A 12279-nucleotide genomic window follows, 5' to 3' on the forward strand; every position below is an offset into this window, starting at 1 on the left:
CGTCGGCCGCCCCGGTAGCGTCCTGGAATGGATCTTTTGCGCTACGTGGCCTTCACCGACGACCCGTCCGGCGGGAATCCGGCCGGGGTGGTGCTCGACGCCGAGCACCTCGACGAGCCGACGATGCAGGCGACGGCCGCCGAGGTCGGCTTCTCGGAGACCGCCTTCGTGGTGCCGCGCGGCGGCGGGCGCCTGGACGTCCGCTACTTCAGCCCGCTGGCCGAGGTGCCGTTCTGCGGGCACGCGACCATCGCGACGGCCGTCGCCCACGCCCACCGCCACGGCGTCGGCGAGCTGCTGCTGAACACCCTGGCCGGCGAGATCGCCGTCTCCACCAGCGCCTCCCCGGACGGCACCGTCGGCGCGACGCTGGTCAGCGTGCCGCCGCGCACCGAGCCGCTCGCCGACGGGGACCTCGCCGAACTCCTCGCCGCCCTCCGCTGGTCGGCCGCCGACCTCGACCCGGAGCTGCCGCCGCGCGTCGCGTACGCGGGGGCCTGGCACCCTGTCGTCGCGGCCGCCACCCGGGCCCGGCTGGCAGAGCTGGACTACGACTACGACGCGCTCGCCACCCTGATGCAGCGCCACGGCTGGACGACCGTGGACCTCGTCCACCGTGAGTCGCCGACGCTGTTCCACGCCCGCAACCCCTTCCCGCCCGGCGGCGTCGTCGAGGACCCGGCGACGGGCGCCGCCGCAGCGGCCCTCGGCGGCTACCTCCGCGAACTCGGGCTCGCCCCGGCCGTGCTGACCGTCCACCAGGGGTACGACCTCGGCCGCCCCAGCACCATCACCGTGACGATCCCGCAGGCCCCGGGCACCGGCATCGCCGTCACGGGCACGGCCGTCCCGTACGAGAGCTGAGGCCGGGGCCGGACCGGCCTGTCGGCACCGGCGCCGGGGGCCGTAGGCTACGGCGCAGAGCAGGTCCGTGAGGGCAGTCCGGGGTGCCCTGGCGGACTACGATGAGGGCAACAGGAAGCGGGGAGAAGAGTGGTGGTGACCGAGGTGACCGAGGGGGATTCGCTCGCCGAGCGGATCGACCGGCTGTTCCGGATCGTGCGGCGGCCGGGCGGTGACTCCTTCAGCAACGAGGAGGTGGCCCGGTCCTGTCGGGAGGCGAGCGGCGAGAGCTTCTCGACCACCTACCTGTGGCAGCTGCGCACCGGCCGCCGGGACAACCCGACGAAGCGTCATCTGGAGGCGCTGGCCCAGTTCTTCGAGGTGCCGCCGGCGTACTTCTTCGAGGACGAGCAGGGTGCCAGGATCGCCGAGGAGCTGACGCTGCTGGGCGCCCTGCGCGACGCCGGCGTCCGGGAGGTCGCGCTCCGCGCGGTGACGCTCTCGCCGGACGGCCTGGGCACGATCACCGACATGATCGAGGCGATCGCGCGCCGTGAGCGGGAGGCGGCGGCCCGGCGCGCGGAGTGATGGCGGCAGATCGGTCGACGTTCGAGGTGGTGGGGTGTGGGGTGGGGCCGGAACGCGCTGTGGCGGCGGTGCCGCCGGATGGCGGCGACCTTGACGCTGCCGGAGCCGTTCGAGCTGGCGGAGCTGACGCGGGCGCTCTCCGAACGGATGGGCCGCCCGGTCGAGTTCATCCCGCTGCCCGCCGGGTCGTTCGGCCCGTGCGGGGTGCTGGTGAGTACCGACCAGGCTGAGTACATCGGGTACCCGGCCGACACCACGCCGCTGCACCAGCGGCACATCGTGCTGCACGAGGTCGGCCATCTGCTCTGCGGCCACCAAGGCGGCGCGGGTCTGGGGCCTGGTGTGACGGAGACTCTGCTGCCGCACCTGTCCGGGCAGTTGGTGCGCCGGGTGCTCGGTCGCGACGCGTACACCGAGGTGCAGGAGCGCGAGGCGGAGCTGTTCGCCTCGCTGGTGATGCACCGGGTGAGCCTCGGTGGCGGGCCGGTCGCCGAGCTGCCGGTCGCCCAACCGGGCGGGGAGGCGGACACGGTGGCCCGGCTTGGCTCGTTCTTCGACGTGCCCCGGCACGGCGCGTGATCGACGTCGCCGGGCTGCTGACCAGCCTGGTCGCCCTGCTGGCCGTGCTCTGCCGGCTCTGGTCCGGCGGCGGGCTCTCCGGCAGTGGGGGCTCCCGGGGCGGGCTTGTGGTCGGCTTCGCCGCCAGCATGGGCACCTCGGCCGCGCTGCTCGCCCCGGCCACGGTCGCGGCGGCCGCCGACTGGCCGCCGCTCTGGCGGGCCCTGCCGCTGCTCGGCACGGAGTCCCGGCTGATCGCGGTCGCCTGCCTGGCCGCGATGGCGTACGACATCCGGGGCGGTGGCGCGACCAGGCCCCAACTGGCGCTGCTTGCCGGGCTGCTGACGTTCGAGGCGGGTTGCTACCTGGCGTCGGGTGCGTCGCAGGCAGGGAGCGTGCTGATCGCGCACGGGCCGGCCGGGCGGGCGGCGCTGGTGGCGTACGACGGGGCCTTCGTCTCCTACACCCTCTGGTGCGTCGGCCTGTTCACGCTGGTGGTCCGCCGCTCCGCCCGGCAGGTGCCGCCGGGGCTGCTGCGGACGGGCCTGCGGCTGGTCGCGGCGGGCGGCACGAGCGGGCTGCTGTGGGCCCTGGCCGAGCTCATCCAGCTCAGTGGGCTGGTCATGACGGGCCGTCAGAACACCGCCGAGGACGTGTTGTCGGCGCCACTCGCGGTGCTGACCCTGACGCTCGGGCTCGGCGGTGCGACGCTGACGGCCTGGGGGCGGCAGGCGGCCGCGCCGGTGCGCTGGCTGCGGGCCTGGCACAGCTACCGGCGGCTCGGGCCGCTCTGGGCGGCACTGCACGCCGTCCGCCCGGAGATCGCACTGGACGGCGAGGCCTCACCCTGGGGCCGCAGCGTCCAGTTCGCGCTCTACCGCCGGGTGATAGAGATCCGCGACGGGCAGCTCGCCCTCCGCTCCTACGTGCACCCGAGAGCGGTGGAGTGGGCCGGTGGCGAAGCCCGCTCGGCCGAGGTGGAGGCCGCGGTGATAGCGGCCGCAGTGGAGGCCGCCACCGCCGGGCACCGCTTCCCGGGGGCCGGCTACCGGGCGCCCGAGGTCCGCGCCGAACTGGCCGAGGAGACCGCGAGGCTGCTGCTCATCGCCGCGGCGTTCACCGGCTCGACCGCCGTGGCGGAGGTGCGCCGCCGAGTCCGCGCGGAGCTGCGGTCGTAGCCTGCGCAAGCAGTGGGAGCGGCCCGCCCTGCCCGGGTGGGATCGCCGGGGCGGGGCGGGCCGAGTGGAGGCGCCGGGTGGACCGGCCTGCCGGGGTTCACCGGCGGTCGGACCGGGGCCTCCCGTCAGGGGCCGTACGGTGTCGGGGCTCAGACTATGTCAGCTGCCGCGGATGGAGCTAGTACCGAATCCATCTCAGCTGCCCGACCGACCGTCACCGGGGAAGGAGGCAGCGGCAGTCGGGCGGGTCAGCGCCGTGCGGCCGGGGCCGGGTGCGCCGAGTAGCCGTGGTCGCTCTCGTCCGTGGTGAACGAGTAGCTGATGTTGCCCATGACCCCCGCCACCAGGTAGACGACGAGCAGGGCGGTGCCCCACGTGCTCATCCGCAGCGGGCGGGTTGCCGAGCGGATCTCCTCGGGGGCGTACGGCTCGGTGTCGCCGAACAGCCGCTTCGGGTAGGCGGGGGTGAGCAGCAGCCCGTACGCGTTGTACCGCATCGAGTACCGCAGGGTGGCGGCGGTCGCCTCGAACAGCGGCCGGGGTGCCCGCCCGGTGATCAGCACCACCAGCCAGCTCAGCACTGCCAGGACGCCCCAGCCGGTGGTGGCCAGGCTCTGGATGACCGCCGCCGGGAAGATCAGGATGATCCGGAAGAACACGGCGAGCCGGTTGAGCGGGCCGGGACGCAGCTCGATCTGCACGGGGTAGCCCGGGGCGTGCAGCGCGAACGGCGGGTAGGTGTCGACGAGCAGCATCGCGCTCGCGCCGAGCCGGGTGACGTAGCCGACGTAGCCGGTAAGGAGGCGGGCGAACGGATCGGGCAGCCGGCCCAGCACCAGGGCGGCGAACCAGCCGAGCACGACCGTGACTGTCGCCACCACCGAGAGCACCAGCAGCACCAGGAAGTGCGGCAGCAGCAGGAGCCAGCGCAGCAGCACCGTGAGCCTGCGCTGCGGTGTGGGTTCGGGGATGTCGAGCGTCGGCAGCCACTCCGCCGACTTTCCTGCCGCCTCCGGGACGTGCCAACCGCCTGCCGCTGCCATGCGTGTTCCTTCCACCGTGGGAGAGCTGTGGGGGTGCTCCCTCCCACGGTGGCAGGAGCGCGCGCCGACGGCGCGGTGGCAGCGGCCGACGGAGGGTCAGGTCGGCCCGATGAGGGGTCAGCAGCTGCCGGAGCCCGCGCCGCCGAGGTGGAAGGAGGTCGCCGTGGGGCTCGCCGAGGAGTAGAGCTCGGGGCTGGTGGCGCTGACCGTCAGAGCGGGGGAGTCGGTGGCGCCGACCAGGTAGTAGGAGTCGATCCAGGAGGAGCGCCGGGAGTCGGCGGCCCAGCCGTCGCCCATGTCCTCGCAGGTCGCGCCGGCGGCGTGGGCGACCTCGCCGAAGGCGGTGACGACCTGGGCGCGGTTGTACGCCCCGTTCCAGAGCGAGCCGGGGAAGTAGCCGACGGCCTGGTCGTTGTAGAAGACCCACCAGTCGCCCTTGACGTTCTGGATCGCGAACCGCGCGGAGGACCCGGCCCCGACCGTCATCCCGGCCTTCGCCGACCGGGAGACCTGCACGAAGCCGCAGCCGTTGTAGCAGCTCTCGGCGCCGTCGACCCAGTGGTAGACGAAGAGGTGCGGGCGGGTGTCGCCGTTCAGGCCGAGGTCCACCGTCCAGCCGATCTCGACGGTGGACTTGCGGTCGGCGGACTGCAGGGCCAGCTCCTGGAGCGAGTGCGACTCGGTGTCGCCGGGCTTGATCTCGGGGGCGCTCTGCAGCATCCGCACGCTCGCGCCCGCCGTGTCGGTGATCTGACGGCCGGACACGTAGTCGTAGCACGCGCCGAACCAGCAGACCGGGCCGGTGCCCGCGGTGGCGGCCGGGGGCCGGGGCGCCAGGGTGGCGGCCTGGGCCGGGGTGGTGGCCGTCAGGAGGCCGAGGGCGGCGAGCAGGGTGGTGGTGCCACTGAGGATCGTGCGGCCTATCCGCATGTGGGGGCTCCCGGGAGACGAGTTGAGTGGGGGTGTAACTCCGTTTATGGCGAGGGTTAAGCTAGTCCTGCCGTACCCGACGGCACAAGAGCCCGGAGCCGCTACGCTGAGCGACCGTCGGCGGGGTGAGCAGCAGGAGGAGAGCCATGGCGGAGCGGACCACGCGCGGTGCGGGCACCGAGATCGGGGCCCGGGTGCTGCGGCTGCGCACCGACCGTGGCCTCACCCAGCGCGCCCTCGCCGAGCCCGGCTACACCGCCGCCTACATCTCCACCCTGGAGGCCGGCAAGGTCAGCCCCTCCGAGGCCGCGCTCCGCTACCTGGCCGACCGGCTCGGCGTCAGCTTCGAGGAGCTGTCCACCGGCAGACCCGCCCACCTGGCGACCGGCCTGCGGCTGCGGCTCACCGACGCCCGCCAGACGCTGGCCGCCGGAGAGCCCGCCGAGGCCGCCGCCCAGTACGCCGCCCTCGCCGAGGAGGCCGGACAGCTCGCCCTGCCCGCCGAGGAGGCGGCAGCCCGTACCGGCCTCGGCGACTGCGCCCTGGAGACCGGCGAACTCACCGAGGCCATCGGCCACTTCGAGGCCGCCGAGGGGCTGCTCGCCGACCAGCCCCTCCCGCAGCGGGTGCCCGCGCTGCGCGGCCGGGCCGTCGCCCACCTGCTCGCCGGAGACCTGCGGTACGCCTGCTACCTGCTGGAGACCGCGATCGACCAGCTCAACGCGAGCGGCCTGCACGATCCGCACGCGCTGCTGCTGCTCTACTCCGCCGTGATCGCCCCGTACATGGACCTCGGCGCCCAGCCCCGCGCCGCCCGCGCCGCCGAACTCGCCCTCGCCCTGGCCCCGCAGGTCGCCGACCCCGCCCTCGTCGCCCGGATGCACCGGGGTGTCGCCCGCACCCTGCTCGCCGAGGGCCGGGCCGCCGAGGCCGACGCCTCGCTCGCCCGCGCTCAGGAGCTCTACCAGCAGCTGCAGATCCGCACCGAGCTCGCCCACTGCCACTGGATGCGCGGCTACCTCCGCGCCCAGGAAGGCGACCTGGACCGCGCCGAGCACGAACTGCGCACCGCACGCGGCATCCTGGCCCACCGCCGGGCCACCCTCTACACCCGCCAGATCGACGTCGAACTCGCCGACGTACTGCGGCGCGGCGGCCGCCCCGAGGAGGCCGAACAGCTGCTCACCGACCTCCTCGACGAGCTCACCCCCGAGCGCGGCGCCGTCCACGGCGGCGGCGCCCACCGCCTGCTCGGCCTGATCGCCGAGGAACGCGGCGACCTCCCCGCCGCCGAACACCACTACCGCTCCGCCCTCACCCTGCTCGAACACGCAGGCGCCGCAGCCGACCTGGCCGACCTCTGCCGCCTCCTCGGCGACCTGCTGCGCCGCACCGGCCGCCCCGAGGACGCCCTCGACACCTACCGCACCGGCCTCGCCCACCGCGCCACCCCCGGCACCACGACGCTCGGCCCGGCCCCGGCGGGGCCGCCGGTCTGAGGACCTTTCCGGGCGGGGGCTGCGAGGATGTCGGCATGGAACAGCAGACGTTGAACGGACCGGCAGCCTCGGACGCGGTCGGTGAGCTGGGCTGGCGCTTCCTGGTGGGCACGGTACGGACCTCCGTCCCGGTCGGGTCGCTGGCGGAGGGGGCCGCGCTGGCGACGAGGGCGGTGGCGGTGTGCGGGGAGCACGCCGACCGGCACCTGCGGGTCGATCTCCGGCCCGAGCAGGTCGTGTTCACCCTCCAGTCGCTGGACCATGCCGCCGTGACCACCCGCGATGTCGACCTCGCGGAGCGGATCTCCGGCGTTGTGCGCGAGGCCGGGGCCCGGACGGAGCCCGGGTTCGGCGCGGACGCACCACGGTCGGTCCAACTCCTGGAGATCGCGATCGACGCGCTCGACATCGCGGCGATCCGGCCGTTCTGGCAGGCGGTGCTGGGCTACGCCGACGAGGCGGGCGCCGACGGGCCGACGGACCCGCTGGTCGACCCGCTCGGCCAGGGCCCGGCGGTCTGGTTCCAGCAGATGGACCGGCCCCGGCCGGACCGCAACCGCATCCACTTCGACGTCAGCGTCCCGCACGACGAGGCTCCCCGGCGGATCGCCGCCGCGCTGGTCGCCGGTGGCCGTCTGCTGTCCGCACTCCGGGCGCCGGCCTTCTGGGTGCTCGCGGACGCCGAGGGCAACGAGGCCTGCGTGACGACCTGGCAGGGCCGGGAGGGTTAGCGTCCGCCCTCACCGACCCTCTGGGCCTGCCCCGAGATGGTTGATCAACTTCTGGCTAGGATACGGCGCATGGACATCGTGATCCCGCTCTTCGACCGCTTCGAGCCGCTCGACGCGATCGGCCCGTACGAGATCCTGGCGCACGTGCCCGGCGCCACCGTGCGCTTCGTCGCGCCCGAACCCGGCCTGGTGCAGGACGTGCTGGGCGCCCTGCCGGTGCACGTCCCGACCAGGTACTCCGAGGTGGAGCACTGCGACGTCCTGCTGATCCCCGGCGGGGGAGGCGCCTGGACCCTGGCGGCCGACCCCGACTTCCTCGACTGGGTCCGCCGCATCCACGCGGGCACCCGGTTCACCACCTCGGTCTGCACCGGGGCCCTGGTGCTCGGAGCGGCCGGCCTGCTGGACGGCCTGACCGCCACCAGCCACTGGGGCGTGATCGACGAGCTGGAGGCGTACGGCGCCGTATACACCCCGGAACGGGTCGTCCGGGAAGACCGGATCATCACCTCGGCCGGGGTGTCCTCGGGCATCGACATGGCGATCCGGCTGGCCGCCCTGCTCAGCGACGACACCACCGCCCAGGCGATCCAGCTCTACACCGAGTACGACCCGCAGCCCCCGTACGACACCGGCTCGGTGGCCAAGGCCCCGGCCGAGGTGCTGGAACGGGCCCGCACCCTGGCGTAGCGGGCCGCTCCCGGCTCAGAAGGCCGTCCGGGCGTCGCTCCTCGGGTCGCCCCGGACGATCCTGTCCTCGTAGAGCCCGGCTCGGGCGGACCGTCGCCACGGCCGGGCGAGCCGGAGCATCACGTCGATGTCCGGGTCCGGCGAGTCCAGATCGAGGTCCACGACGGCCAGCGCGGGCTGCCCGTCGCCGGGGCAGCGGGCGAGCCACCGGCCGCCCGGCGCGACGATGCCGGAGGGCACGGTGGCGCTGAACTGCGCCGGGATCGCATAGCCGACCCAGTAGCCGTGCAGCGTCGCGTAGGCCTGGCCGAGCACGGCACGCGGCGCGTCGTCGGCCATCACCGACAGCAGCACGCAGTCGACGCCCAGGCGTTCGTACTCGGCGAACAGCTCGGGGAAGTTGGCCTCGATGCACAGCGCGACCCCGAAGCGGAAGCCGTCCACCTCGAAGACCACCGGCTCCGTCCCCGGCGTGTAGAGCAGGGACACCTCCGCGTGCGAGAGGAAGCGCTTGTCGTAGCGGGCGACGAGCCGGCCCCGGTCGGAGACGACGTAGAGGCTGTTGTGCGGGCGGTGCGGCGGCGTGAGCGGGTGGACCGAGCCGAACGCCACCCATATCCCCAGCTGCCCCGCCAACTCGGCCACCGCCTCGGCCTCCTCGCGCAGCGCGTCCCAGGCGGCCCGGCCCCAGTCCGCCTCGAGCAGCTCGCCGGGCCCACCGAGTCCGCCGGGCCTGCCGGAGGACATCACCCGCTTGTCCGGGTAGACCAACGCCCCCTCCGTGAACTGCACGAGCCGTGCCCCGGCCTCGCTCGCCCGGCGCACCAGCGCCCGTATCTCCGCGCCGCTCGCCCGCAGCGCCGCCACGTCGGACGGGTCCGTGGGGACGGTGCTCTGTGCGACGGCCAACCGCAGTGTCCTGGTCACTCCGCGACGATACGGGAGGCGCCCGGCAGACGGAGCCGATTCGAACGCGGCGGAGCCCTTGATCGGCCCCACAACCGACCACGGGCTCCGCCGCCGTACAGCCCTGCACTCCGCCTGATACCAGCTGAAATGAATGAGGCAGGCACGAGTATTCACTCGTGCACTGTCCAGGTCAATAGTCCTGTGGTGGCGCGGCTGTGACGGCAAATCAGGCGTAGGAGTAGCCGAGCGTGGTGATGCTGCGCTCGTCCGTCGCGGTGCTGGTCCACGGGTCGAGGGTGGCGTCCTTGCCGGTCAGGCTGGGGTGGCCGGAGTGGTTGAGCTGCCAACGGTCCCAGATGCGGTCGACGTTGGCGTGCAGCAGCCAGAAGATCGGGTCGTGCGGCGAGGCCATGATGTCGCTGATCGTGCCGTTGCACCAGTTGTGCACCTGGTTGTGGGCGTCCGTCTCCAGGTGGCTGGTGAAGGGGGTGTAGCGGGAGCGGGCCAGCAGGCCGTCGATGACGGACTGGTCCGGCAGCGAGCCGCCATTCGCACCGGGGGTGTCGCGGACGACCTGCGGCGGCTGCCAGACCCAGTCGGGCCGGGCGTGGTCGTTGGCGTAGTCCCAGTAGGGCACCGTCAGGGTGGGGGTGCCGGCCCGCAGCAGGTTCTCCAGCTCCAGCAGGTAGCGCCGATGCCAGGGCAGGAAGCGCTGGGCGCCGATCGGGCCGCTCATCGAGTGCATCCGGTGGCTCATGTCGGCGTGGGCTGCGGCCAGCTTCCCGTACGCGCCGCTCGCGTGTGCCGCCTGGAGGGCCTCGTTGAAGCGGTCCTTGGCCGCAGAGTCGAGGGTGCGATGGTCGGCGCGGACGCGGGCGAGGCTGGCCGCGAGCTGGACGACGAACTCCCGGGCGGCCCCGACCGGCACCAGGCCCGGGTCGGCCCCGGCGGGCCGGGGCGGCAGGGCGGCGATGTGCCGGTCGAAGCGGACGGCCACCACCTCCGGGTCGAGCAGCGGGGACACGCCCCAGCTGTCCTGGAGGCGCAGCAGCTCGGTGCGGTCGGGGAATCTCCCGCCGACGGGGAACGCGGCAGTGGTCTGGTCGTTGGCTGGCACGGGTGGGCCTCCGGGGCTGTGCGGCAGTGTGGTCGGTACCTGCCACGGTCACTCGGAGTGGCGGCGCTGAGACGCTCGGACGCGCGAGCCGGTCGTGCTTTCACCCCATCAGATCAACAGTTTGAACGACCGGCCGGCGGCACCGGCCGCCCTTGCCGCCCGGCCCGGCCGGGAGCACGCTGGTGGGAGCGGGATCCGGGCACCTGGAGGTGCGTGATGCAGAACCAGTGGGACGTGCAGCTGACCTTCGAGGAGGACGGCGTGCACACCTCGTGCGACGCCCGCCTGGCCGGCGCGCGGGCGCCCGGCCTGGCCGGGCACGGTGAGTCGGTGCGCAGCGTGGCGGACCGGCCGTTGGCCCGGATCGGTGAGGAGATGGCTGCCTCCCGGGCCCTCGACGACCTCTCGGCCAGGCTGCGGGCGCAGGCCGACGGCGAGCTCGCGGACGAGGGGCACCGGCCCGCCTATCTGATCTTCTGACCAGAGCTCCACGGCGGGCCGGTCGGCCGTCAGCTCGGGGCGCCGAAGTCCTGCGTCCACCACGGGCCGCCCGAGCCGTGGTGGATGCCGACACCGAGCTCGGTGAACGCGCAGTTGAGGATGTTGGCCCGGTGGCCGGAGCTGTTCATCCAGCTGTCCATCACGGCGGCCGGGTCGCCCTGGCCCTGCGCGATGTTCTCGCCCCAGGTGCTCCAGCGGTAGCCGGTCGCGTCGATCCGGGCCTGCGGGCCCTGACCGTCCGGGTTGGTGTGGTCGAAGAAGTTGCGGGCCGCCATGTCGTCGGAGTGCCCCTGTGCCGCCTTCTGGAGGAGGGCGTTGGACTTCACCGGGGCGCAACCGGCCTTGGACCGCTCGGTGTTGACCAGATCGATCACCTGCTGCACCTCGCCCGTCGCGGCAGCGGTCGCCGGCCGTGGCGCGGCCGAGCTGACGGTGGGGCGCGGACTCCGGCTGGGGCTCGCCGAGGGCGTGACCTTCGGCGACGGTGACGGCGAGGCGGAGAGGGAGGCGGACGGCGAGGGGGACACCGATCCGGCCGGCGTGCTCGGTGCGCTCACGGGAGCGGCAGGCGCACTGGAGACCGCCACGACCGCGACCGGCGGCGGCACCGCCGCCGTGTCGGCGCGGACGGCCGACGGGCCGGGCGTCTCCTGCTCGGCCATCACCAGGCCGCCCGCCGCCAGGGACAGCACGGCCGCGCCGACCGCCGCCCCCACGACCCGCCGCCGGGCAGGCTTGACCCGCCGCCGGTGCCCGCCGTTCCCGGCCCGGTGCCGCGCGACGGCCTGCGCAGAGCCCTGAGAGCCCTGGGCTGAGCCCTGAACAGAGCCCGGCGCGGAGCCGGAGCCGGAGCCGGAGGCCGGGCCGGGTGCGGCCTGCTCGGCAGCGGTGTGATGCATGGCAGGCAGGCCCGAGTAGGTCCTGGGCAGCGGCAGCAGTGCCAGCCCGGCGAGCAGGCCCTCGGCGGGGACCAGGCCGTTCCAGTGCCGCGAGCAGTGCGCACAGTCGCGGGCGTGCCGGGCGAGCCGCTTGCGCCAGAGCGCGCTCGGCTGCCCGTCCCAGGCCGCCGTCAGCTCGTCCAGCTGCGGGCAGAGCGGCGTGGTGGCGAGCGCCCGCACCACCACCCGGGCGGTCTCCAGCTGGGTCTTCATCCGCTGCACCCGCACCGCCGCGTGCTGCGGCGAGAGCTCCATCGCGGCGGCCAGCTCGGCCCGGCCCAGTTCGCCCGCCGCCTCCAGCCACCAGAGCGAGAGCAGCTCGCGGTCGTCCTCGTCCAGCCAGCGCGTCGCCTCCGCGACCTCCCGGCGCTGCCCGGCCAGACCGAGCCGGATGATCGTCAGACCGACGAAGTCCGCGCCCGGGTCGGCCGCCTCGGTGCCCTCGTGGAGCGGGCCGCCCTGGTCGTACCGGAGCTGCTGCGCCTGGTGGCGCTGCCGGATCTGGTTCATCGCTATCGCCACCAGCCAGGACCGGAAGCTGGCCGGGTCACGCAGCGAGGGCAGGCTGTGCACCGCGCGGAGCATGGTCTCCTGCACCACGTCGTCGGTGTCCGGGTGCCCCGAGAGGGCCCGGCCGACGATGTTGTAGACCAATGGGAGATGGCCCCTGATCAGCTCGTTCGTTGCGTGCTGGTCGCCGGTCTGCGCCCGTGCCACCACTGCTGCGCCGCAGTCCCTGTCCATCGTGGTCCAC

Annotated in this window: 13 protein-coding genes; 8 read left to right on the plus strand and 5 right to left on the minus strand. The window is 74.0% G+C overall.

Translation table 11 applies throughout. The features are described from left to right. Positions 1 to 27 precede the first annotated feature (27 nt). The 4 genes from ACR68M_RS33470 to ACR68M_RS33485 all read left to right on the plus strand — a co-directional run bounded on the left by ACR68M_RS33470 (position 28) and on the right by ACR68M_RS33485 (position 3167). Positions 28 to 864, plus strand: coding sequence for a PhzF family phenazine biosynthesis protein (locus tag ACR68M_RS33470; RefSeq protein WP_441247910.1), 837 nt, complete (start codon positions 28 to 30; stop codon positions 862 to 864). 135 nt (positions 865 to 999) lie between these two features. Further along, positions 1000 to 1431 carry an XRE family transcriptional regulator gene (locus ACR68M_RS33475; RefSeq protein WP_441247911.1) on the plus strand — a complete coding sequence of 144 codons (432 nt, stop codon included), beginning with the start codon at positions 1000 to 1002 and terminating at the stop codon, positions 1429 to 1431. 78 nt (positions 1432 to 1509) lie between these two features. Then, entirely contained in the window at positions 1510 to 2010 is a 501-nt protein-coding gene (locus ACR68M_RS33480) for a ParH-like protein (protein ID WP_441247912.1), read from the plus strand. Continuing rightward, on the plus strand, positions 2007 to 3167 hold the full coding sequence (locus tag ACR68M_RS33485; protein ID WP_441247913.1) for an MAB_1171c family putative transporter: 1161 nt from the start codon (positions 2007 to 2009) through the stop codon (positions 3165 to 3167). The genes ACR68M_RS33480 and ACR68M_RS33485 overlap by 4 nt, the downstream gene beginning before the upstream one ends. A 248-nt stretch (positions 3168 to 3415) precedes the next feature. Here the strand turns inward: ACR68M_RS33485 and ACR68M_RS33490 are convergent, their stop codons facing one another. Further along, positions 3416 to 4210 (minus strand): DUF4389 domain-containing protein, encoded by a 795-nt coding sequence (locus tag ACR68M_RS33490; RefSeq protein ID WP_441247914.1) that lies wholly within the window; start codon positions 4208 to 4210, stop codon positions 3416 to 3418. 117 nt (positions 4211 to 4327) lie between these two features. Beyond that, a complete protein-coding gene (locus ACR68M_RS33495) occupies positions 4328 to 5140 on the minus strand; it encodes a neprosin family prolyl endopeptidase (RefSeq protein ID WP_441247915.1) in 813 nt (270 codons plus the stop codon). Positions 5141 to 5286: 146 nt separating this feature from the next. On the opposite strand from ACR68M_RS33495, the gene ACR68M_RS33500 reads away from it, so the two are divergent. From ACR68M_RS33500 to ACR68M_RS33510, 3 genes are all read left to right on the plus strand, one after another. Further along, positions 5287 to 6639, plus strand: coding sequence for a tetratricopeptide repeat protein (locus ACR68M_RS33500; protein WP_441247916.1), 1353 nt, complete (start codon positions 5287 to 5289; stop codon positions 6637 to 6639). Between the two features lie 35 nt (positions 6640 to 6674). Continuing rightward, positions 6675 to 7370, plus strand: coding sequence for a VOC family protein (locus ACR68M_RS33505; RefSeq protein WP_441247917.1), 696 nt, complete (start codon positions 6675 to 6677; stop codon positions 7368 to 7370). 69 nt (positions 7371 to 7439) lie between these two features. After that, positions 7440 to 8060 (plus strand): DJ-1/PfpI family protein, encoded by a 621-nt coding sequence (locus ACR68M_RS33510; protein WP_441247918.1) that lies wholly within the window; start codon positions 7440 to 7442, stop codon positions 8058 to 8060. Between the two features lie 15 nt (positions 8061 to 8075). Here the strand turns inward: ACR68M_RS33510 and ACR68M_RS33515 are convergent, their stop codons facing one another. Beyond that, complete coding sequence (locus ACR68M_RS33515) at positions 8076 to 8987, minus strand: carbon-nitrogen hydrolase family protein (protein ID WP_441247919.1); 912 nt, start codon at positions 8985 to 8987, stop codon at positions 8076 to 8078. A 208-nt stretch (positions 8988 to 9195) separates the two neighbouring features. Continuing rightward, positions 9196 to 10086 carry a tyrosinase family protein gene (locus ACR68M_RS33520; RefSeq protein WP_441247920.1) on the minus strand — a complete coding sequence of 297 codons (891 nt, stop codon included), beginning with the start codon at positions 10084 to 10086 and terminating at the stop codon, positions 9196 to 9198. 216 nt (positions 10087 to 10302) lie between these two features. Here ACR68M_RS33520 and ACR68M_RS33525 point away from each other — a divergent pair, with 216 nt between their 5' ends. After that, positions 10303 to 10566: a dsRBD fold-containing protein gene (locus tag ACR68M_RS33525; protein ID WP_441247921.1), complete on the plus strand. Its 264-nt coding sequence runs from the start codon at positions 10303 to 10305 to the stop codon at positions 10564 to 10566. Positions 10567 to 10595: 29 nt separating this feature from the next. Here the strand turns inward: ACR68M_RS33525 and ACR68M_RS33530 are convergent, their stop codons facing one another. Continuing rightward, complete coding sequence (locus ACR68M_RS33530; RefSeq protein ID WP_441247922.1) at positions 10596 to 12269, minus strand: sigma-70 family RNA polymerase sigma factor; 1674 nt, start codon at positions 12267 to 12269, stop codon at positions 10596 to 10598. Positions 12270 to 12279 lie beyond the last annotated feature (10 nt).

This window comes from Kitasatospora sp. McL0602 (assembly GCF_052076145.1).
GTDB lineage: Bacteria > Actinomycetota > Actinomycetes > Streptomycetales > Streptomycetaceae > Kitasatospora.